Source organism: Prevotella sp. 885 (assembly GCF_002265625.1).
In the GTDB taxonomy this organism is placed as follows: domain Bacteria; phylum Bacteroidota; class Bacteroidia; order Bacteroidales; family Bacteroidaceae; genus Prevotella.
Genome location: NZ_NOVE01000011.1, coordinates 1 through 22,912, shown reverse-complemented (window position 1 = coordinate 22,912; position 22,912 = coordinate 1). Strand labels below are relative to the sequence as shown.

Genomic DNA, 22,912 nt, shown 5'->3' with positions numbered 1-22,912 from the left:
GCTTGCAAACCGAATCTTTTATTTACTACCGCCCTGTTTTTCTTATTATTTACATACCCACGTAGGCTTATTCAATTTATTTTTTATAAGTGTATTTTTTATATTTCCTTATAAAAAATTTTTAAGTTTAAGAATAATTTTTTACTTTTGCGTTACAACAAGAAATAAATCGTAATTTCCAAGCCCCGATTACGAATAATTTAAAACCAATAAAAAGCCAGAAGTTATGAAACAGTATTTACTCTTGCTTCCAATGATGTGCCTTACAGCAACCACAAGCATGGCACAAAACTCCTACGATACAGCCATTGAGGCAAAGATAGGAGAAAACACTTACAACGTGGATGGCGACGATATGCAAACCATCATCTGGAAATACACTGCGGAGAAGAACAGCGTCATCGGCGTGGGTCCATTGCCCAACACCTACACCTATCCGACAGTATGCGGCGTGCAGGGAAAGGATACCGTCAATATGAAGTCTTCCAACCTCAAGTATGGCATTAACGGCTATCCGATGGAAGCCGGAAACACCTACTTCTTCCTTGTACAGGGACGCGGAGAAACAGGATTCGTTATAGACAGCGTGGAAGACGTAGCTGACATTAACGGCGGACTGAAGAAGGACAATCCCGTGAACATCGTGCCGGGAACAATGACTTTCGTAGGTGACGCATACAACACATCCTATGCTTCATACAAGGCTTACGCCACATACACTGCCACGGAAGACGCACAGCTGGTGATCACCACCGGAGCATATCTGGCTGAATCGACAACGGTAAACGGCAATAGAGTGGAGTCTGAATACAACAATAACATGTACGTGACGAAGCTGGGCGTAGAGAAAGGCAAGACTTACGACTTCGAATTCAACACCACACAGCCTATCACGTTCACTTCAGAACTGGCACATCCTCAGCCCGGTTCGCTGGATATGCCGTTCGCAATGGTGGAAGGCGACAACACCGTACCTGCTGACTACGGACAGTACTATTATACGTACACTCCCGAAAAGGCTGGTTTCTTCACCATCACAAGCGACAACGATCTGCCCGGTGGAGTGGTCAAGATATACAACAACAAGTATAGCATCTCGTACGACGGCACATTAGCCAAGTCAGAGCAGGGTTCATACAATGTTCGCGTAGAGATTGAATATCCCGGCACACAGCTCTATGTACTCGTCGACAAGATTGACGGCACAAGCGATCCAGAGACATTCCGCATGGCAATGGAGGACTATAAGGACGGCGAAAAGGAGAGCAAGCCAATCATGATTGAGTCGCTCCCGGCACAGCAGACATTGCCCGAGGCTACAGGTACTATATATTATGGTATAGACGTTCCTGAGAACACCAACAAGTTGCTCGTCGTAAACGCTGACAGAACCGTAGCTAACGGCACAGCACTGTCCGTATATCCTGAGGGCAACCAGTGGAACGGAGCCAACGGCACATCAAGCGCAGAATATAATGTCAACACCACAAACGGCGCACAGCGTATCATCATCCGCTGGTCTGCAGTGGAGAAGACACCGCTCAGCTTCTCTGTAAGCATGAAGGACATCGAGAAGGGCGACCTTATCACTAATCCTATCGAGGCTGTTCTCGGCGAAAACAGCATCACAGCCGAAGGCACACGCTACTATAAATACACTGCTACACGCACCGGCAAGCTCTCCATCGAGCCTAACAATCCTGCCGTAACAGTAGACTTCCCGCGTGGCACCGAGTCATGGAGCGGCACATACGACGCTGTCGTAAACGGTATCAGCTACTCTGTGGAGGCAACCAACGGAACAGAATATCTCATCAAGCTGCAGAACTGCAAGGCTGGTGACGCATTCACACTCACTGAAGGCGACTTCGCAAATGGCGAAATCCGCTCATTGCCTATCGACATAGAGAGCAACGAATACGCATTCCCGAACAATCAGAACAGCGTTTGGTTGCGCTATAAAGCAACAAGAGACTGCATGGTAACCGTTGATTACGACGGTGACTTCAATGCCTCTAACACAGTAGAGTACGGTAAGGACGGCAAGGATCAGTACGGTAATGACAACTATATGTCACCGATGATCACCAGCACACTCGTAGGCGAGACATCCACCAACATCTATCGTGGCACAATGGTGCTCAACGAGGGCGATGCTTTGCTCGTACACCTTAAGATTGTAGGCAACGCAGAGGGCACAAAGGTTACGTTCGCTGAAAGCGACATACCCGCAGGTTACGCAGCCAACAATCCTTACATCCTCTACGCAGGTAAGTCTGTTGAGGTGAAGAGAGGATCTGAGTTCTGGGTATTGGCTTACATGACAGAGGGCGACAACGTCTTCATGACCAACACTTACAGCCGCGTTTACACATACAGCAACGAAGAGGACGCCAAGAACCTCACCAATGAGGACAATCCTAACTTCGAATACAAGTATGAGAACGATCAGGAGTCATACTGGCTCACAAAGACAGTGGACGCTGAACAGCCCATCTACTTCCGCTTCATGCCTGACAACGACTTCACATTCACTTATGTAACAGGTGGCAAGGAAGACCCCGGAACAGGCATTGTTTCAGCAGAGACTAACGTAGACAACAACGTAGAGGTGTTCACCATCGGTGGCGTTAAGGTTGCTGACAGCACAAAGGCTCTCAAGAAGGGCATCTACGTAATCCGCCAGAACGGCAAGACCTTCAAGAAGGTCGTTAAGTAAAAAAAGAAGACGACAGTCGTAAACACAGTACGACACCGGCCATCAAAGAATAATGTGAAATTAAAACGCACGTAAACGAACGGTGCAGGCCTACGGGCACAATTTTCCGTGTCCTGCATCGTTCTTTTTCGTTTTTTCACCGTAAATAGAAATACTAAAAGAATAACACAACATTTTAAAAGATACATTTATGAAGAGTTTCAAAAGACTGCTGCTGGCTTCTGCCATCGCAATGGGCAGTGTGCATGGCGCTAACGCCATCGGAGCATACCCAAGGCCCATAGTGATGAAACAGCCCGACGGCACTACCTTGCTCGTACGAATACAAGGCGACGAGAACTATCATTTTGTAACCACATCCGACGGATTCATGTTGAAGAAAGACCGCGAAGGATTCTTCTGCTATGTCGACTACGACATGAAGACCGGAAAGCGCATTGCCACAAAGCAACGCGCACACAACATCAACGAACGTAACGGAGCGGAACGTCAGGTCGTGGCTAACCTTGTGGCAGCGCAGACCATGAACGCCGACTTCCTTAAACGCACCAACATCATGCGCAAGGCGCCTGCCAAGACGCTCGACCGTAAGATTGTGGCTCCACGCAGAGTCATGGGTCAGAACGCCAAGGTGAAGGAGTCGCAGTATCTCGTGATACTCGTCAACTTCGCAGACAGCACCATGCGTCACTCCAACGACGACTTTACACGTTGGCTGAACGAGCCTGGATATAACACCAACGGTGGTACGGGTAGCGTGAAGGATTATTACCGCGACAACTCAATGGGACAGTTCATCCCGAACTTCCAGGTAGTCGGACCATACACATTGTCTAAGCCTACAGCTTATTATGGCGGCAACTACAGCGACACACAAGGCACTGACGCCAATCCGCGCGACATGGTGCGTGAGGCGCTTGAGCTGGCTCGCAAGAACAATCCACAACTCGACTTCTCACAGTTCGACAACGACGGTGACGGCGAAATGGACAACTGCTACATTATATACGCCGGATACAGCGAGGCAAGTACTGCCAACGACGACGACATCTGGCCGCACTCATGGAACATGGGCGACGACAAGCCTGAATATGACGGCATAAAGGTGAACAACTATTCTTGTTCGGCTGAGCTTGTCGGCATGCCAGGCGCTCCTGCAGTTCCTTCTATGGACGGCATCGGAACATTCACACACGAGTTCGGACACGTTCTGGGTCTGAAGGATATGTACGATACGGACAGCTACGACAATGGCGTGGGTCTTGACCCCGGCGACTACAGCCTCTACGCTTCAGGTAGCTACAACAATGATAGCCGCACACCGCCCTGCCTCATGGCATTCGAGCGTATGCAGATGGGATGGATGAGCGAGGGCACCGACATCAAGGAATTGCTCAATCCGGAGGACGTGACGCTTGAGAGCATCGCCAACAACAAGGCACGTTTCATCAACGCACAGCCCGGACGCGAAGCAGGAACCGGCATGGAATGGTTTATCCTTGAGAACCGTCAGAAGACTGGATGGGACAAATACATACCTGCACACGGTCTGGTGATTACACACTACGACTACACCAAGGAGATGCAGGAGAAATGGTGGAGCATCAACGGTCCTAACAACTCGGCACAGCACCGATGCATGTACATCGTTCCGGCGGACAACATCGACGACGCCAACTCGCGCAACGGAGACACTTATCCGGGAACAACGGGCAATACGGAATTCACCGACACCTCAAAGCCGGCAGCTATCAACTGGAACAACGAGCCGCTCGGAGTGCCCGTGACCAACATCACCGAGGGCGACGGACTTATCAGATTCCAGGTAAAGGGCGGAACAAGCAAATGGCAGACCGTAAAGACTCTCACTCCTGTGGATGTATGGGACACACGCGCTACGTTTAAGGCTGAATACGGAAACGTTACGGCTGCCGACATCAAGGAGGCTGGTTTCTGCTGGGCACTAAGCAGAGACACCTACGAGCCGAGTCTGGACGACAAGCAGTACACCAGCTACGCCAAGGTGGAGAACATCACCACATCGCCCTCTCTCACCGTGACTGACCTTCAGCCCGGCGTGGAATACGGCGTAAGAGCATACATGAAGCTCGGCAACGGTCAGACCGTATACGGCGCCACCCTGCCCTTCTCTACGGAATGTCAGACAGCGGAGATAACCGTTGACAATCCTTTCCACGACGACTTCCTCTCATGGACAAACGGACAGCCTGACTGCTGGCGCATCATCGACAACAACGGCGACGGCACCACATGGGTGGCAGACGAATCGTCAGGATCGATTGTCTATTCATTCAACTACTGGAACGACGCCGACGACTATCTTATCTGCAAGCGACGCTTCCACGTTCCAGAGAACGGAACGCTGTTCTTCACCAGAGGTGTGTCGGAACAGACATCCATTGAGAATCTTGAGGTGCTCGTGTCCACAAAGTCGAGCGACCTTAAGGACTTCAATCTCGTGGAGCGCTTCTCATTCGCTGACTACTTCGCACAGCAGCACATGGAAGAGGTAGACCTCAGCAAGTATGCCGGTCAGGACATCTACGTAGCATTCAGATGCTGCTCGGACAAGATGCAGGGCTATCTGTGGTTGTGGGACGTAATGGTGACAGACAAGCTGAAGACTCCGGTAATCACCAAGTTTGAGCGCAACGGCACTGCTCTCCACGCAGAATGGACACCGGTGGAAGGTGCCACGGGATATTATCTCTACTTCGGTAAGGAGACAGACCAGGTGAATCAGGAGGCTGCATTTGCACCGATGTCGTTCTATAAGGAAGTAACTGGAGACGTGGATCTCAGCACTGGTCAGCTGTTCTTCAAGAGCACGGGAAGCGTAACGCTGAAGGAATTTGAGGACGGCATCGAGGACTGCAAGTTCATCGTAACCACAAGCGGCCCGCTCGGAACGTCAGAGCTTACCGTTGAAGGCACAAAGGACTTGCGCACATGGCAGACCGTCGGACCTAAGACCGTACTCAGCCAGTACGACTCGGAAGGTCAGGAAGTGGATCTCTCTTCTTATCTCGAAGGAAAGAACTACAAGAAGCTGCGCTTCAACTTCAAGCACGGAGGACGCAACGGTCGCGTCAAGTATCTCACACTCTTCTACAATAATGGAAAGGTTTGGGAAGACTTGGCAGCAGGTGGCGTAGGTGTTACAAGCATCGACATTCCAGAAAAGACAGAAGGCGAGTTCGACAAGGGACGCTACAAGATTTGGGTGGCATCAGGATGGCAGAACATCTTCTATGACGAGTCGGCTCCTGCTTACTACGAGAAGACCACAACAGCCATCAGCGACGTAATAGAGGGCACAGCAGTGACGCTGACCAACAGCATGAACGACCTCCGTCTGGAAGGTCTGAAGCCCGGCAGCAACGTCACTCTCACCTCTTCAACCGGCGCCACTCTCTACACTGGCACAGCCTCAGGCACTTCGCTCACCATACCTACATCAGGAATGAAGGGCGTAGCCATCGTAAGCGTAGCAAGCGAGAACGGCACATTCCGTACAAAGACAATCATCAGATAAGTGAAACCTTAACCAGCAATATTGAATATGAAACCAAATAAAATCACATCATTGTTACTGGCAGCGACAGCAGTCTCGCTGGCTTGGGCTTCCGTGGGAAGCTTCAAGAGCGGGATCGGTGCTAAGAACGATGAAAGCGAGAAAGTCAGACCATCGCAGAAACTGATGGAGAAAGCGCTGCACGTCAAGTCTGCCACACCGATGCAGGCTCTTGCGCAGGACGCTAACGGAGCACCATGCAATCTCCGTCTCACTGGCGTAAACGAACATACAGTAAGCTTGGCATGGACTTCACCGGAGCCTGTGGACGGCTTCTTAGAGGACTTCGAGGGACATAACGACTTCGCCATCAACTCTCCTGGAAGCATCGGATGGACATACATCGACGCCGACAACAAGCCTACCTATACATGGCAGGCCTGTACGTTCCCCACACAGGGACAGAAGATGGCTTACGTCGTGATGAACCCGTGGCAGACAGTTCCTGCCGTAAACGACAATCCTAACTACAAGCCCCACTCTGGACAGAAGATGCTCGTCGATTTCTGTGCTGTAGACGCGCAGAACAACGACTACATCATCTCACCACGACTCAACTTTGACGCTGATTTCCAGATCAGCTTCTGGGCTCGCAGCTACAAGACAGGCGAGAACTATAATGCTGAGCGAATCCGTGTGGGCTACTCCACAACCGGTACACAGCCGTCAGACTTCACCTTCGTCAACGAATCGCCCTACGTAGAGTTGCCTGACGAATGGACTCTCGTGGCTTACGACATCCCCAAGGATGCACGTTACGTGACCATCAACTGCGTTTCGGACGACGCCTTCATGCTGCTTATTGACGACATCTTCGTAGGCACAAACAAGGTAAGACCCGAGTCTGCCAACATGGCACGCGCCGCAGCAAAGAACCCCGTAGTGGGATTCAATGTCTATCGCAACGGCGAGAAGCTCAACTCACAGCCCGTGGAAAGCGTCAGCTACACTGACGAGGTGCCTGACTACGGCGACTATCAGTACACTGTAGCGGCTGTCAAGAAGGACGGTTCGGTGTCAGAGCAGAGCGTGGCTCTCAACGTCAACGTGCCTGACACACGTATGTTGCCTTTCTTCGACGACTTCGACGACTGGACCCTCCATGAGGAAAAGTGGTCGAAGACGCAGCAGGACGGAAGCACTGAGTCAAAATGGTCTATCGACTATTATGAGTACGGACTCATCGACCCGTCTGCTACATACAGCTGGTCCACACTCCAGAACTATGACCAGGCGCTCATGACACGTGAGCTCCACACAGCAGACCGTTCCAACACATGGCTGCGCTTCAACCTGAAGCTGCGCAACAGCGAGCAGACCAACGTCGACTATCTCTCTGCAGAGGTATCGTCGGACGGTGGCAATACTTGGAAGGAGATTAAGACATTCGACAATGAGAACGGCGGTTTCGAGTGGACAACATTCCAGTATCCGCTCGCCAACCTTCTTTCTTCTGACCTCTTCCGCGTCAGATTCCGCGCTCACGGTAAGTACGCCAAGTGGATTAACTACTGGTATGTGGACGACGTGAAGATCTGGACACCGGTATGGACATCGGCACAGCTTGACGTCAAGTCAGCTTCTACAGGCAACATTGCAGATTGCGACGTTACGCTCACAGCTGATCACGGCGCTGTCATCAACACCATGACTGACGCTGCCGGACACATTGCCTTCGACAAGATAGAGGAAGGCGAGTACGAGGTAGTGGCTAAGAAGGACGGATATAATATATATAAAGGTAAGTTCCAGATTAAGAACGGTGCCAGCAACCGCATCAACGTCACTATGACCAAGCCGGTAGCCGACCTTTCAGCTAAGGAAGTAGTCGCTGACATCAACGCAGAATCGAGCCTTGTCAAGACATTGCGCATGACCAATAACGGTGACGGCGAACTCATCTGGCACTTGGCAGCCAAGCCCGCCAAGCAGTCTGGCGACGACACCAACCGTTGGGAGAAGCAGCCATCGTTCACAGCATCCGGCGACTTGCAGCAGTCTATCGGTTTCGACGGCGAGTTCTATTACTCTACATCATCCATCGAGCTTGGCAAGTTCTGGAAGTACGACAAGGACGGTCGCTTCATCGAGCAGTTCAGCATCCCCGAGATGTACTACAAGCTCTACGACATCACTTACGACGGACGCTACTTCTACGGCAGCGACTGGTCGAACCGTCTCTTCCAGCTCGACTTCGACAACCGTCGCATCGTGCGAATCATAACCGTCAAGGATCAGCCTGACCTCAAAATCACACACTGTAGCTACGACCCTGACCGCAAGGGATTCTGGGTAGGAAGCTTCACCACCATCGGATTCATCGACATGAACGGTAAGGTTCTCTCACGTTTCAGCAACATCAGCACTGACGTGAGCGTATCTATCTACGGCTCGGCTTACGACAACGTATCGCCCGGCGGTCCTTACCTCTGGTTGTCAGACATGACGGCAGAATCGTCAGAGCAGATTGACAAGGTGCTCATCCGCCAGTTCAGTACTGCCAAGCGTGCCCTTACAGACGTCAAGCACTCGCTTACCGACGCTCCGGGATACGTGCTCGGCAGCCAGAACACCGGTCAGAACTATGTCTGCGGCATCTTCGCCTCTACAGACATCACACCTGGCAAGCTCACCCTTTTGGGATCGCTCAACCAGATGCCTAACCTCTTCTTCCGCTACACTCTTTGCGAGACAGACAAGTGGCTCGACTTCTCGCCGCGTCACGGCAAGCTCGCTCCAGGTGCTTCGCAGGACATCAACGTAAGCTTCAACGCCCTTGAGGATGTAGCTGGCAGCAACCACTCTACTGAGGCTGTTCTCATGGCTAATCCCGAGATCGGCGACCAGACCGTTAGCTTCAAGCTCAACGTCACCGGCGAGGCTGCTTGCCCGAGACCGCAGAGCGTAAAGGCAGAGGCTGGCGACGCTTGCGCCATCATCTCATGGCAGAAAGGCAATGGTTCTGCCAAGGCAGACAGCTACAACGTATATCGCAACGACCGCAAGGTGAACGCTTCTCCCGTTAACGGCATGACATTCACTGACCAGTCTCTCGTCTACGGTGAATACACTTATAAGGTGACAGCCGTGTACGGCGGCAAGGAGTCGGCAAAGAGCGATTCTGTTAAGGTGCTCGTCAAGAACGGCGCACAGTATTATCCGCCGGTAGGCGTGGCAGCAAGCATCAACGGCAACAAGAACGTGAGCCTTACATGGGAGTCGCCGCTCTTCGGAGCTAACCAGCCCGCCACAATGACTTGGGCTAACGGCAAGCATGCTGACGACATCGGCATGACAGACGGCGGCATCTTCTACGCAGGTGTGAAGTGGGACGCTTACGACATCGCCGCTTACCGCGGTAAGCGCATCTCTTCTGTCTCTGTTCAGCTCGTCAATCCGGTGCAGTACATCGCACTCTTCATCCAGAAGGACGGCGAGCAAATCTACAAGAAGCAGTATAAGGGCGACTTCAAGTTTGACGGATCTCTGACCGCTATCCCAGTGGAAGAGGACATCCGCATCCTGCCGGGTCACGAATATATGTTCGGATTCGAGATCAAGAGCGACGCTGGAGTTCAGCCGCTTGGCATCGACGACAGCAAGGCAGTGTTCAACAAGGGTGACCTCCTCTCCACCGACGGCGAGAAGTGGTTCTCAGCAGCCATCTCAGGCATTGAAGGCAACTTCAACATCAACGTAGACCTCACTCCTACCGACATCACGGAAGAGAAGCCGATGGGCTATAACGTATATCGCAACGGCGTGAAGGTAAACAGCAGCCTCATCACATCACAGAGCTACAACGACGTGCTCTCCGCAACTGGCACATTCGCTTACACCGTCACATCCGTCTACAAGAACAACGGCGAGTCGGCAGAGAGCAAGCCCGTAAACGTAGAGGCATACGAGATTAAGGACAAGACAGCTCCTAACGCTGTTTATGCTGACGTAGAGCGCAACCGCAACATCTCACTCCGTTGGGACAATCCGACCAAGGAGCCGCAGGTGATAAAGGCTGACATCACAAAGCGTCCCGTTACCACAGAAGAGGGATGCCCAGAGTATGTACGCTCGTTCTTCGGTCCGAAGTCGGGCATGGCTGTCGTTACTGACGGAACATACGTCTACACCTCTGTATACAACGAGGACGGACGCATCGAGAAGTACGACTTCGACGGCAACAAGCTCGGCACATACAAGGTGGACGGCCTCAAGGGAATACGTAACATGGCATACGACGGCAAGTGGCTGTACGTAGCTGACAACACCACCAACATCCACCGTGTGGATCCCGCTACGATGGAGAACATGGAGGACATCGCCATCTCAGAATACTCTCGTCACATGGCTTACATACCATCATTGGACGACGGTAAGGGTGGCTTCGAGGTCGGCGACTGGCAGACTTCAATCTACGTAACGAAGAACGGTAGCAAGATTGGCACCGGTCCGATTCTGAAGGGAGCTTCAGGTACAGCCTACTACAACGGCAAGCTGTATGCTTTCGAGCAGGGCAACGACGCCAACAAGTACACCGTAGGCATCTATGACGAGGAGAACAATCGCGTCGGATCTATCGACCTCGGCAAGTATGTCGAGATAGACAACATCGCAGCAGTATCGGCTGGCGGTATGTCTTCATTCACGGGCAAGGACGGCATCACCTACATGCTCCTTTCATTGCAGCGTCAGGGCGAACCGGTACAGTTCGTAATCCTCGACCTCGGTGGCTTGACCACAGTGGCTGGTTACAACGTTTACCGCAACGGAGAGAAGCGCAACGCTGAACTGCTCACACGCCGCTACTTTGAAGAGACAGAGACTAAGGAAGGCGAGTATGACTATGCTGTACAGACCGTCTACATCAATGGCGAGACATCTGACATGTCTGCTGTATCAACAGTTGACATCATCAGCACCGGCACAGCCAAGACTCCTGTCAACACCAACGCCAAGCAATCGTCTTACGGCTACAACGTGCTCCTCACCTTCGCTGACCCTGACATGTATCAGAACGCAGCAAGCAAGGAGAACTTCGAGGCCAACAACATCGGCGAAGAGGTTTATGGTGTGAACGGCGAGAGCTATAAGTCAGGATGGACCGTAGGCAACGACGAAGCATTCGACGGCAGCAAGTCAATAACCGTTGACGCTCAGAACAGCGCATTCGGCGTTATCCCTGCAGAGGGTATGCGTTACATGCGCCTCGCAGCCCGCAACGCTGACGACCACGACGGCGAGGGCACAATCAGTGTCTACTATTCAACTGGTGGCACACACCGCGCCAACTTCATCTTCCTCCAGTCATATAAGACCTCTGAGTCTTGGCAGGACATCCTCTGCGAGCTTCCTGAGGGAACAGAATATGTGGCTCTGGCAAAGGACGCATCACAGCCTAAGCAGTACGTTGACGGCGTGGCTCTTTACACCGCCAAGCCGAAGAGCAATCTTTACGGATTCAACATCTATCGCAACGGCGAGAAGATTAACGCAAATCCCGTAAACGACATCTCTTACGTTGACCGCAACTTGCTCGCAGGCAAGTATAGCTACGAGTTCGAGCTTGTTACCAAGACATCCGCAGTCAGCGAGAAGTCGGCACCGGTAAGCATCGACCTCTATTACGACAACGGTTCGCTTGCTCCTACCAACCTCCGCGTTGCACAGCAGGCTGAAGGCAACCGCCTCTCATGGCAGTTCCCGGCTCTTGGCGAACCCATCTATCTGCGTTGGCACGACGGCTACAACTATAAGGCAGGTGGTCTGACCAATGGTGGCGCGTTCTTTGCAGGCGCATGCTGGTTTGCTTCTGACCTGAAGGGATATGGCAATCTCGCTCTGAGCGATGTAGAGGTATACATCAATCAGATTCCTGAGGCCCTCTTCCTCCTCGTCTATGAGAACAACACCCTCGTGCGCCAGCAGTTCGTTCCGAATCTGAAGCAGTACTCATTCAACACCATCCACCTTGAGGAGCCGCTTAAGATTGACGAAGGCAAGAACCTCCGCGTGGCAGTATACATCGAGCAGAACGAAATCACTGTTCCTCTCGGATACGACCGTGGTCCGGCACGCAGCGGACGTGGCGACCTCTACTCTTCTGACGGTATCACATGGCAGACAATGGAGGATTCGGGTTCTGAGGTAGACGCCAACTGGAACATCTCTATCGGACTCAGCCCCTACTCTAATGTCCTTCCCGGCACAGAGAAGAAGGCAGCCAAGAAGCTTCCGGCATTCCAGCCCAAGCGCATGGCTGACGCTGACATGACATTCAAGGCTGTGGACACCAAGGGCGAGGCTTCGTCTGACAAGAACGTCTTTGAGGGATACAACGTATATCGCAACGGCGAGTGTCTGAACGACGAGCTGACCACCGACACTGTCTTCACAGACACGAAGGCTTTCTCTGACAAGTATCTCACTTATCAGGTATCGGCTGTCTACTCGGTAGCTGGTGAGAAGTTCTCTGACAAGGTTACCATCATTGCCACTGGCATCGACGGCGTTAACGGTCAGAACGGCGTAACTCTTAAGGTGGAGGACGGACAGCTTATCGTCCTCGGCGCTCACAACGGCGACCGCATCACAGTGGCTTCTGCTGACGGCAAGCTCATCGCAAGCGCCATCGCCACTGACGACTATCGCCAGACTGTAAGCCTTGCTGCGGCAACCACCGGCACCTACATCGTGAAGGTAGGCAACGCCACATTCAAGCTTAACATCAAGCGCAAGTAAACGTATCGCGTAAAGCCGGCACAGGCTTTACCTAAATAGCAAGAGGGTGGGACAACGCTGCTTTAATAGCAGTAGTTGCCCCACCCTCTTTTATTATGTCAATACCTAATATTTCTGAAAATCACACTCCGTTTTGTCTTTGTCTCTAAAAAAAAATGTGTAATTTCGCACACGATTTACAACATCACAGTTTTTTCATACATACTTAAATATACACAAAAGATGCATAGCATGCTGCAAAGACTCAAGTATATTGTGTCTTGTTTCCTCATCATGTGGACATACTTCCTTGTCCAGAAACCATTATTCATCCTCTGCAACGCCCAACGGACCTACTCCGTTTCGGACTACATCGACGTGATGTGGCACGGCGCTTCGCTGGACGCCACCACCACGGGCTATCTGACCATCGTGCCGTTCCTGCTGACGTTGGTGTCGGTATGGTGGCGCGGGCTGCCGTTGAGGAAGGTCACGACGCCTTATTATGCCGTGATGATGCTGTTGGTGTCGCTGATATTCATTGCTGACGCCTCGCTCTTCTCGTTCTGGGACAGCAAGTTAGACAAGGCGGTGTTTGTGTATATCGACTCGCCGAAGAACGCTGCGGCAAGCGTGTCGACGGGATACATCCTGCTGCGCGTACTGATAATCCTGCTGCTTACTGCCGGCACGACCTGGACGCTGCGCCGCATCACGCCCCGACGCCTGGACGCCATAGAGGGAATGACGCGCCGCGGACTTGCCACGGTCGGATCATTGTTGGTGGGCGGTCTGCTGTTTCTCGTCATCCGTGGCGGCATCAGAGTGTCTACAGCCAATGTGGGCAGCGTTTACTACAGCAACGACCAGTTTCTGAATCTCTCTGCCATCAATCCGGCGTTCAATCTGCTGGCAAGCATGGAGTTCGGCGAGAAGTATGAGGACGAGTTCGATTTCTTCCCCGAGGAGCAGCGTGCCAGCCTCATGAAGGGAATGTACGCCACGGCAGACACAGCCACGGTGAGCGTGCTCAACACCAAGCGCCCCAACATTCTCTTCATCTTCATGGAGAGTTTCGGCTCCACGATGATAGAACGTCAGGGCGGCGTGAAGGGAGTGGCGCCGTCGTTGGACCGTCTTGCCAGCGAGGGCGTGTTCTTCTCCAACCTCTACGCCAACAGTTTCCGTACGGACCGCGGCACGGTATGCACGTACAGCGCTTATCCGGGTCTGCCCACGCTCTCAATAATGAAGGTGCCGAACATTGCGCGTAAGCTGCCAAACATTGCGCAGTCGCTCGGCAAGGCGGGTTATCAGACCGACTTCCTCTACGGCGGCGACATCAACTTCACCAATATGCGCGGCTATCTCATGGCTGGCGGTTTCCAGAAGCTGACATCACAGGACGACTTCTCCATGCACGACCGCAACTACAGCAAGTGGGGCGTGCCAGACAATATCACCTTCAAGCGTCTGCTGGCGATGCTCAAGGAGCGTGAGGGACAGAAACAGCCGTGGTTCACGGCATTCCTGACGCTGAGCAGTCACGAGCCATTCGAAGTGCCGTTCAAGAAGTTCGAGGACAAGCATCTCAACGCTTTCGCCTTCACGGACGACTGCATAGGAAAGTTCATAAACGAGTTCAGGAAGTCTCCGCAGTGGGACAATACGCTCATCGTGCTCCTCCCCGACCACGGCATCCCATACCCGAAGAAGGGTGAGCGCTTCGCCCCGCACTTCTTCCGCATCCCGATGATATGGACGGGTGGAGCCGTGAAGGGACCGATGGAGGTGGACCGCATCGCCAATCAGACCGACCTCGCCGCAACGCTGCTGGCACAGTTGGGACTGCCGCACGGAGAGTTCGGCTTCAGTCGCAACGTGCTGGACAAGAGTTACACGAACGAGTTCGCCTTCTACTCCTTCGTAAACGGCTTCTGCTATCTTGACCACACGGGCGTAAGCGTCTACGACAACGCCGCCAACCACGTGTTCTACAAGGAAGGAGCGGCTGGCGACGACGCCCGCGTAAAGAAGGGCAAAGCCATTCTGCAGACGCTGTATGATAAGGTAGGGGAATTGGAAATCAAGAATTAGGAAATATCGGTGATTAGGATTTGGGGTTATTCAATGCCGCAAGCAGATTCTCCAAGCTGTTCTCATCTTGAATTTTCACTTCTCGCGGCTTGCTTCCCTGTGCCTCGCCCACGATTCCAGCCTTTTCCAACTGGTCCATAATTCTGACCGCACGGCCGTAGCCGATAGACAAGCGCCGTTGAATCAACGAGGCAAAGCCCGACCGCATTGTTACGATTATGCGTGCAGCTTCCTCGAACAGAGGGTCGAGCGAACTGCTGTCTATGACATTTTCTGAGTCAGGACCCATTTCTACATGCATATCCATCATTTGATTTTTCTCCATTGTTTTGTTATTTTTATTATAGAATATTCTTGTAATTATAGCATAAAAGCAATGCTCATGTCGTCCTTGCTGACTGTCCTGCTGTAATGAGAGGCTTCTGCTCTTCAAGCCACATCTTATAGAAGGTGATGGATGTGAGCTTCTCCAGAATAATGCATTCCTTTTCGGCATACTCGTGACCCTTTTCTTCGATAAGCTTACGCGAGGTAGAGGTGCTGGGCGCCTCCATCTTGCCATAAACTTCGGCATAAGTGTCCGAGTAGCGTGAAGCAAATTGTGAATTGCTCCACCGCTTGGTACCGACAAAGTCTTTTATCTTGTTCTGGAGAATGTCATTGAATGTTATCTTCTTTGGCATATCATTTGTCAAACATGCTCTTATTCATACCAATATTCTTTTAATGGTCGCTTTGGATTGCCAGCGATGTATTCTTCAATCTTATCAGTTATTGCTATACTAATAATTTGTTTAAGTTAATACTTACGGGCGCAAAGGTAAATAGTTTTTAGCCTTTGCACCCTATATCGCTATTCGGAAGAGCCGGAATGAGATGTCGAAAAATCAGGAATGATTAGATGTAGTCAATAATCGCCTTGGTTATCTGTACTTCTGTACCATTCAGCTCTTTTAATGCAACTCGCATCGGTGCATTCTGCTCTTTGAGATTATAATAAAGATAACGCTTTTTTTCTTCATCTTCACCGTCAATAATGACTTCTCCTAATATGCCATAGTATGTATTCTTATTTTTAATCTTAATGATTTTTTTATATGTAGATGAGTTGCTCTTCTTTCCGTTGTATTTGGTGTGCATAAGTCTAAGTACTCCATCTTCTCTTATAAGATTGAGTTCATTAGTAAGAGCATCAATATCAACATTTAACCCGTCAAGCGATGCGTTTTCTGCATTACTATCAGAATTCTGGGATTTTTTTATCATTTCCTGGTATGCATCTGAAACCTTCTTTAGGTTTTCAATCTTTCCTGCATTATTCAAATCTCTAAGGGTTTGATCAATAGGTTTCACATGGTCAATGGCAATATCTGATATATCTGTTACAGTCATAGGTACTTTGGTATTGCCTTCTCCAGTTGGAGTGTATGCTTCGTATTTCTTGTTCTCCCTTGACAATGCAACATACACATTGTATGTGCCTTTACATTTAGAGTTCTTCTTAAAGACGAGGTACACTTGCTGTGTTTTAAACTGTACGCTTTTTATTTCATTTTTATCATCCTTGTAGTGAACAAAGATTTCTTCTGCCATATTATTCAGCCAGTCAGAGAACTCTTTAGCCTTACCATTCTTCTTGTAGAGCTTTGAGATATATCTTAAGGGCAACCATACCTTATTGCCTGAAATGCGGTCTTGACTGCGTAGTCTGGCCGTAAACTTTTTCATCAGTTGTTCGTGTGAGTATACCTTATACCCTTGAAAGGCTTCTTTAAGCCAATGCTCTTCTGTGCCGGTAAGCGCAGGAGTTGTGCATTTAGAAGTAATGTCTTTCTTTATTCCTGTGCTTTTTTTTGATGTAGAGTTGAGCAACTTTTCCAAGAAGTCGATAAACTTGTTGCAGTATGTGCTGTAGCTTTTTTGCTTTTTAGGCCATTTGTAGACATATACCGAATGTCTTACCAAGTCAATCATTTTTTTACAATCATCTATGCGGCCGCTTGCAATAAGTTTGACAAGCAGAGGCAGAAAATTCTTCTCGGCATCGGTATTGAATTCTATTTTTTTTTCTAATATATTGCGAACTTGGCGATATTGCTCTTTTGATTTTTTGTCTAAGTTGTCTATAAATGCATTCAATAGGTTTTCTATAGCTTTATCCTCGTTTTGGGGACAGTTTGCTATAAAACTGTTGTTCATCATATTTTTAAATGTTTTAGTTGTTTTTTCTTCACTTACTTCCCTCAGCTTCTCCCACAGCTTCACCATGGCCAGTGTGTCGAGGCAGCAGTAGTCGAGCAGTGCTCGGCGAGCCTTCTTTTGCTTTTCCGGCTCCATAAACTGTATCTGAGGATAAATGCTCATCGCCTCTCCTCCGTTCTGCACGCCACCACTGAGGTTGTGGTAGTCGAGTTCGGGATCATCGGGGAACAATGCCGGGAGCACCTTCTTGATGGAGAACGAACCATTCATGGCTGGCAGGTAATAATAGCCGGCACGGAACGGGTCGAGAAGATCCACGATGTGCGATTCGATGTTGAGAAGATGTGGCGCCAGGTCGGGGAATGCCTCTGCCAGTTCCTTCAGACGGGTACATTCGAAAGCCTTGTTGTAGGCTGTGGTGCATACGTTGAGCGGGATGTCCTTGCAGAGTTGTTCGGCAAGGGCACGGCGAGGGTCTTCGCCCGATATGCCGAGAAACTCACGATGCTTCAGTTCGCCGCCTTCATGCTCTATGTAATGAAGCGAATACTGGAACGTGACCTGCTGGTATGGATGCGTGCCCTGATACTTCGGTATCACGGTCTGCTCAGTCTCGAAGTCGAGGAAATAAAGCGGATAGGAGAGCTTCTTCAGGAACTCACCGATAGCCTTCCTGTTGATATAGGAAGTATTGCCTAATGTGCATTCCAACTGCAACTGCTGTAGGTCGGTGAGCTTCTCCTGTCTCATATCTTCAAGCGACAGACGGCCTTCGTTCATGTGTTCCAATGCCTTCTTGAAAGACATGCGGTACAGGTTGAAGACTGATGGCGAAGGTATGACATTGCGACTGCAATAGTTCCAAAACGAACAGGCGTATGGCTTTTTGCAGTATTCTGCCAAATCCTGCTTGGGTTCTCCACCTTCGAGCACCTTCTTCGCAGCCTTTACCTGGGCTGGCACCTTGACATATTCGTTGGCAACCGCCTCACTGATATCGTTTATGCGGAAGAATCCCTTTACGTCGAGTTTGCCGTCAAGCACATATTCGTTATCGATGTTCACAAGATAAGTGCCCGTTATGGTAAGCCCGCAGTTGGTGAGCACATATTTCTGATATGCCACATCCTGTGCATACACTTCCAGCTCCTTCAGGTCGGTGCTGCTTTTCACCTCATAGATGGCATAGCCTTGGGGTGTCTTGTGCAGCAGGTCGACGGCGCAATAGTATCCGTCGTATATAAACGCTGCCTCGGCAATGTTCTCCGCACCTTCGGCAAGGGCTTTCTGTGTGGCTGCAGCCATCGCTCCGAGGTCGAGGCGCTGTGTTTTGTCGGCAGCCGTCTTATAAACGGTAACTTCCACGAAATCACCGAACAGACGCTTAGCCAGTTCGCCCACTTCGGAACCTGCGTCGAAACGTGCCTGCGTCAACGGGTCGATAACCATTTCTTCTGACTTGTACTGCTTCAGCCACAATGCCTTGGGACATTGGCAACAAGTGATGTATTTTGACTTTGATAAATTTGCCATAGGCTTTTATATATTTATCTTAGTTATTTTTTGCGTATAATATGAAAATACGCTCAAAGTTACAGAATCTTGATTAAAAGACAAAATAAATGCTCGTTTTTTATATAAAAGACAAAAAGCGGTATAGGTATCTTGTTATTGATATGATACTGTTTATGTCGCAAGTTTCAACATCATTTCCTTCGCTTGGTCGAAACTCATCGGCTCATACTCGAAAATCTCGCCAGTCTCCTTAATCATGCGGTAGCGCAGATGGGTGCGGATATGTGAAATCCCTTCTGAACGATTCAAGTCGTTAATAGTAGGCTGAATGGTGCTCACTTGATGATATTCCACCTGACGATTGTCCTTATCGCTGCTTTCTTCCAACACAATATCTTCGTAAGTGGTGAGATTCTGCTTTGCCTCTTCCAGCAAATATTTCAAGGTGTCTGCCCAATTCTCGTTGCCCTCTATGCTGTCGTATATTCTGTCCATATATCCCTTGCCTTTGATGGCTTGGAACAGTTCGATGAGGTAAGCGAAACGCTTTTCCATATCATCGGCTATGAATATGTGCGCACGTTGGTGCCAGGAGTTGAAGGTAGATACGGCGAACGACTTCAACACCACTCGTCCATTTGGCAGCGTTGGAATATGAATAGGGTCAAGGCATAGCAGCACGACGTGCTTTCCCGACTCCTGGGCCAGTATTTCGGCAATGAGTACATGGGTGTTATAGTCTCTTGCCATAGTACATCTTATCACGACTACCTTCTGCGGCATTTTGGCGAGCGACATCACGCCAAGCTCAAAACGCATCAGTTCTATGGGGTTGAGACTTATCCTTCTCACCATGCCTTTGCCATATATCTCCTCGCCCTTTTTGCATACAAAATGGGGGAGGTTGCGACTGCGTACACCACAGTAGAACACTACGAGCGGCTTTTTGCGTGGCATCAGAAGATATTCTTCCACCACATCCATTGTTTGGCTTGGCAATATTGTATGTAGTTTATCTTCTGGCAAGAGTAGCGAGATGCTGTTTTCTGGCAAAGGCAGCCACTGAAGGAAACTTTGCCTTTACCTCCTTCAGAATCTCTTGTCCTATATGATATTTCTCCATAGAATTGTATTATTATGTATGTTATAGTTGTACAATGGTCGCAGACTGTCACCGGCTATCTCGAAAGCCACAATGTCGTGAGCGTACTCGTTGCTTCCCACTTTGGCTGAGAGGAAGAACACATAGGAGCGATTGCCGTATTCATCGTCAAGACTTACAATCTTCTGCACTTCATGGTGGCTGTAATCATCATTAGGATGGGCAAGTCGAAGCAGAGGTCTATGCTCCTCGTGCAATTTGCCATCTTCTGATTTGAATTTCACCACACAGTCGATATCGGGTGCGGTTCCGCCTTCGCCTGTATTATGCCAGACAGCTGTCACGAGACTGTCGTCAGAGACTATTGTATGGTAAGTCTCGGTAGAGTCAGACTTACCATAGCTCTTATCGAGACTTGTATCGGAAGACTTGTTCAAACATGAAGAGCATATAGACAATGCCAACAGGGCTATGCTACAAAGCTGGAGTATCCTTTTCACATTCCTCATAGTTTCCATTAGACATATATTCCCGTTTTAATTTTTCGTCTTCAAAATCACTCGTAAACATACATTCTGCCAAAACCTCACCATCCTCTGCGTATTCGGGGTCGAATACAAGTCCAGGGAGAGCAAGCGGTTCTTCCTGTCCATATATGTACGAACCGATATAGACGTATTCCTTGGAAGGTTCTACCTTATCTTTATCTAAAAATACATCTCTTTCGCGTGCAAAATCAGAGTACTCATCATCGTATCCTTCGAAATCGTTTAATTCCCACACAAAGCAAAGCTCGTACATCAAACATTCGAAGAAGAAACGTTCGTTGTTTGCTTCAACAAAGTGGCTATGCGTATCCTCTTGATAAAACATAGGATATAACTTCGGCTCAAACATCCAATTCTGACTTACTTCTTTGACAGTTTCCAGAATTTGCTCTTTGATGTGCTTGCTCCAAAGGCTGGTAACCTGATAGGCATTGTCTTTCTTTACTTTCAGATATATTTTCATTTTCTTTTCGTTTAGACCTTTTATTCTGATGGAGGAAAAATTTGATTGATGACAACTTCATTGCTGTCATCAAAATATATTCCATCCATATCACGAGAAAAAGAGACAAAACCATCTCCGTCGCATGTGTCGCAGCACAATCTTTCAGCTAAGTCTTCATAGAAGGCTTTCATTATCTTCTCGTATAGGTCGGGAGCCTTCTCCTGCAACCAAGGGTCGAACTTCTCCCAATAGTCCTCTTCCTCCACATCATGAAGAATGGTGTCTTGGGCTTCTTTCCATAATGCAAGCAAATTCTCAGCTTCCTCGTCAGAGAGTTTGACAGTAACTCCGTCATTATCCCAATTTATATATATTTCTGCGTTAATTTCTTTCATTGTCAGTCGTATTGTTTAGTTACTTTATGATTGATGACTTGCCAGCCACTCCTTGGCAAGAGTGGTGGCAAATGTATAGAAGTCTTTCACGTGAGCATCTGACCATAGCTCTTCGTTGTTTTGAAGAAACTCCAGCAGTTGTTCTCTCAACTCTTGGTCCTCAGTCCTTTCAAGAACCACTCTGATGAGTGTAAGTGCACCGTCGTCACCCCAATTTTTGCGTATCATATTCTTTGTCGTTTAGTTGTTTTCTTTTTTACGAATCTCTTGCAGAATAGCTTCGCGCATCCACCATACGGCATACGAGGCAAACTTGAAGCCACGCGACTTGTCGAACTTATGGCTGGCACGTAACATTCCGTAACGACTGGCTGCAATGAGTTCTTCCTTTGAGAGCCCTTGCCCACATACTGCCTTGCCACAGCCTTGACAAAGACAAAACCGAGTTCTGCCAACTCGTTCTCCGCATTGGAGTCGCCCTGCTGGATGAGGTCGATAAGACGCAAAGCCTCATCGTTGTCGATGATAGGCTTCTTTTCACAGTTTGTTGTAGAATTGTTGTTCATCATATCTTTAATGTTTTTAGTTGTCGCGCGAAATTTACCCTGTTTTTCTGAAATAAAAAAATCAGACCTTGCAAAATCTGCTTAAAACTGGTTTTTATTGATTTCCTACTCGAAAAAACTGAATATGGCTTGGATAATCCAGCCAATAATCATAAAGACGAGTTGTATGACACTTATCAGTATGTAGCCGCCAAACACAACTATCAAGATACCACATAGAAAGAGAAACATGTCTCATGTCTTTTAAAAGTTTTGCCTACTCCCTTTGCAGCGTTTCGGCAGTCTCTGTTGTCACTTGTTATTCTGTTACTTGTTTGCCTGTTTTGTCAATGGTAATCCATTCACCATTCAGTTTAACCTCTGCAGTTTCTGCTCCGAACCAAAAATAATCAGCATCTTCGTATTTGCAAGAGATTATTTCTTCACCATCTTTATTCACGAAGCCCCAACCTTCTTTAGAGTGCACTCGTGCTAATCCGTCAAAAAATCATCAGCATCTATATATTTGCAAGGGATTATTTCTTCACCATTTTCATTGACGAAGCCCCAACCCCAACCTTCGTTAGATTGCACGAGTGCTAATCCGTCAAAAAAAACATCAACATCTTCGTATTTGCAAGGGATTATTTCTTCTCCATTTTCATTGGCGAGGCCCCAACCTTCTTTAGACTTTACTTTTGCCATTCCTTTACGAACACTTTCAACTTCTTCATATTTGCAAGGGATTATTTCTTCACCGTCTTTATTGATGGTGCCCCAACCTTCCGCAGACTTTACTTTTGTTAATCCTAACCAAAAATAATGGGCCTCTTCATATTTACAAGAGATTATTTCTTCTCCATTTTCATTGACGAAGCCCCAACCGTCTGCAGACTTTACTCCTGCCAATCCTTCAGAAAAGCCACAGGCCTCTTCATATTTACAAGCGATAATCTCTTCGCCATCTTCATTGACGAAGCCCCAACCTTCTGCAGATTTTACTCGTGCTAATCCGCCAGAAAAAAGCATCAG

Annotated in this window: 14 protein-coding genes and 1 pseudogene; 4 read left to right on the top strand and 11 right to left on the bottom strand. The window is 49.1% G+C overall.

Annotation, left to right across the window (positions count from 1 at the left end; genetic code table 11):
- Positions 1-226 precede the first annotated feature (226 nt).
- The 4 genes from CHL74_RS05340 to CHL74_RS05325 all read left to right on the top strand — a co-directional run bounded on the left by CHL74_RS05340 (position 227) and on the right by CHL74_RS05325 (position 15,128).
- Positions 227-2,719, top strand: coding sequence for a hypothetical protein (locus CHL74_RS05340; RefSeq protein WP_141241241.1), 2,493 nt, complete (start codon positions 227-229; stop codon positions 2,717-2,719).
- Positions 2,720-2,909: 190 nt separating this feature from the next.
- Positions 2,910-6,275 carry a M6 family metalloprotease domain-containing protein gene (locus tag CHL74_RS05335; RefSeq protein WP_094880133.1) on the top strand — a complete coding sequence of 1,122 codons (3,366 nt, stop codon included), beginning with the start codon at positions 2,910-2,912 and terminating at the stop codon, positions 6,273-6,275.
- A 27-nt stretch (positions 6,276-6,302) separates the two neighbouring features.
- Positions 6,303-13,052 (top strand): choice-of-anchor J domain-containing protein, encoded by a 6,750-nt coding sequence (locus tag CHL74_RS05330; protein ID WP_094880132.1) that lies wholly within the window; start codon positions 6,303-6,305, stop codon positions 13,050-13,052.
- A gap of 231 nt (positions 13,053-13,283) precedes the next feature.
- Entirely contained in the window at positions 13,284-15,128 is a 1,845-nt protein-coding gene (locus CHL74_RS05325; RefSeq protein WP_094880175.1) for an LTA synthase family protein, read from the top strand.
- Between the two features lie 13 nt (positions 15,129-15,141).
- Here the strand turns inward: CHL74_RS05325 and CHL74_RS16150 are convergent.
- The 11 genes and pseudogenes from CHL74_RS16150 to CHL74_RS05275 form a co-directional block, all read right to left on the bottom strand.
- Positions 15,142-15,393 (bottom strand): annotated as a pseudogene (locus tag CHL74_RS16150) (DNA translocase FtsK); the annotation flags it as partial.
- A gap of 115 nt (positions 15,394-15,508) precedes the next feature.
- Positions 15,509-15,811, bottom strand: coding sequence for a hypothetical protein (locus CHL74_RS16145; protein ID WP_254923227.1), 303 nt, complete (start codon positions 15,809-15,811; stop codon positions 15,509-15,511).
- A 214-nt stretch (positions 15,812-16,025) separates the two neighbouring features.
- The gene (locus tag CHL74_RS05315; protein ID WP_094880130.1) at positions 16,026-18,863 is read right to left on the bottom strand and encodes a DUF2779 domain-containing protein; all 2,838 of its coding nucleotides are present in this window, start codon (positions 18,861-18,863) and stop codon (positions 16,026-16,028) included.
- 153 nt (positions 18,864-19,016) lie between these two features.
- Positions 19,017-19,802: a hypothetical protein gene (locus tag CHL74_RS05310; RefSeq protein WP_141241240.1), complete on the bottom strand. Its 786-nt coding sequence runs from the start codon at positions 19,800-19,802 to the stop codon at positions 19,017-19,019.
- A gap of 147 nt (positions 19,803-19,949) precedes the next feature.
- The gene (locus CHL74_RS05305; RefSeq protein ID WP_094880128.1) at positions 19,950-20,384 is read right to left on the bottom strand and encodes a hypothetical protein; all 435 of its coding nucleotides are present in this window, start codon (positions 20,382-20,384) and stop codon (positions 19,950-19,952) included.
- A 37-nt stretch (positions 20,385-20,421) separates the two neighbouring features.
- Positions 20,422-20,958 (bottom strand): hypothetical protein, encoded by a 537-nt coding sequence (locus tag CHL74_RS05300; RefSeq protein WP_094880127.1) that lies wholly within the window; start codon positions 20,956-20,958, stop codon positions 20,422-20,424.
- A gap of 20 nt (positions 20,959-20,978) precedes the next feature.
- Positions 20,979-21,335: a hypothetical protein gene (locus tag CHL74_RS05295; protein WP_094880126.1), complete on the bottom strand. Its 357-nt coding sequence runs from the start codon at positions 21,333-21,335 to the stop codon at positions 20,979-20,981.
- A 24-nt stretch (positions 21,336-21,359) separates the two neighbouring features.
- Positions 21,360-21,563: a hypothetical protein gene (locus tag CHL74_RS05290; protein ID WP_094880125.1), complete on the bottom strand. Its 204-nt coding sequence runs from the start codon at positions 21,561-21,563 to the stop codon at positions 21,360-21,362.
- The gene (locus tag CHL74_RS16600) at positions 21,560-21,904 is read right to left on the bottom strand and encodes a hypothetical protein (protein ID WP_254923226.1); all 345 of its coding nucleotides are present in this window, start codon (positions 21,902-21,904) and stop codon (positions 21,560-21,562) included. The genes CHL74_RS05290 and CHL74_RS16600 overlap by 4 nt, the downstream gene beginning before the upstream one ends.
- Positions 21,905-22,199: 295 nt before the next feature.
- Complete coding sequence (locus CHL74_RS05280; RefSeq protein WP_176452175.1) at positions 22,200-22,340, bottom strand: WG repeat-containing protein; 141 nt, start codon at positions 22,338-22,340, stop codon at positions 22,200-22,202.
- A 32-nt stretch (positions 22,341-22,372) separates the two neighbouring features.
- Positions 22,373-22,912, bottom strand: a 540-nt coding sequence (locus CHL74_RS05275) for a WG repeat-containing protein (RefSeq protein ID WP_141241239.1), incomplete at its 5' end; no start/stop codon positions are given.

Bases quoted from the DNA above. Each gene is read 5' to 3' on its own strand.
- CHL74_RS16145 (WP_254923227.1), bottom strand. From the start codon at position 15,811: ATGCCAAAGAAGATAACATTCAATGACATTCTCCAGAACAAGATAAAA.
- CHL74_RS05325 (WP_094880175.1), top strand. From the start codon at position 13,284: ATGCTGCAAAGACTCAAGTATATTGTGTCTTGTTTCCTCATCATGTGG.
- CHL74_RS05330 (WP_094880132.1), top strand. From the start codon at position 6,303: ATGAAACCAAATAAAATCACATCATTGTTACTGGCAGCGACAGCAGTC.
- CHL74_RS05310 (WP_141241240.1), bottom strand. From the start codon at position 19,802: ATGCCACGCAAAAAGCCGCTCGTAGTGTTCTACTGTGGTGTACGCAGT.
- CHL74_RS05340 (WP_141241241.1), top strand. From the start codon at position 227: ATGAAACAGTATTTACTCTTGCTTCCAATGATGTGCCTTACAGCAACC.
- CHL74_RS05315 (WP_094880130.1), bottom strand. From the start codon at position 18,863: ATGGCAAATTTATCAAAGTCAAAATACATCACTTGTTGCCAATGTCCC.
- CHL74_RS05335 (WP_094880133.1), top strand. From the start codon at position 2,910: ATGAAGAGTTTCAAAAGACTGCTGCTGGCTTCTGCCATCGCAATGGGC.
- CHL74_RS05300 (WP_094880127.1), bottom strand. From the start codon at position 20,958: ATGAAAATATATCTGAAAGTAAAGAAAGACAATGCCTATCAGGTTACC.
- CHL74_RS05290 (WP_094880125.1), bottom strand. From the start codon at position 21,563: ATGATACGCAAAAATTGGGGTGACGACGGTGCACTTACACTCATCAGA.
- CHL74_RS16600 (WP_254923226.1), bottom strand. From the start codon at position 21,904: ATGATGAACAACAATTCTACAACAAACTGTGAAAAGAAGCCTATCATC.
- CHL74_RS05295 (WP_094880126.1), bottom strand. From the start codon at position 21,335: ATGAAAGAAATTAACGCAGAAATATATATAAATTGGGATAATGACGGA.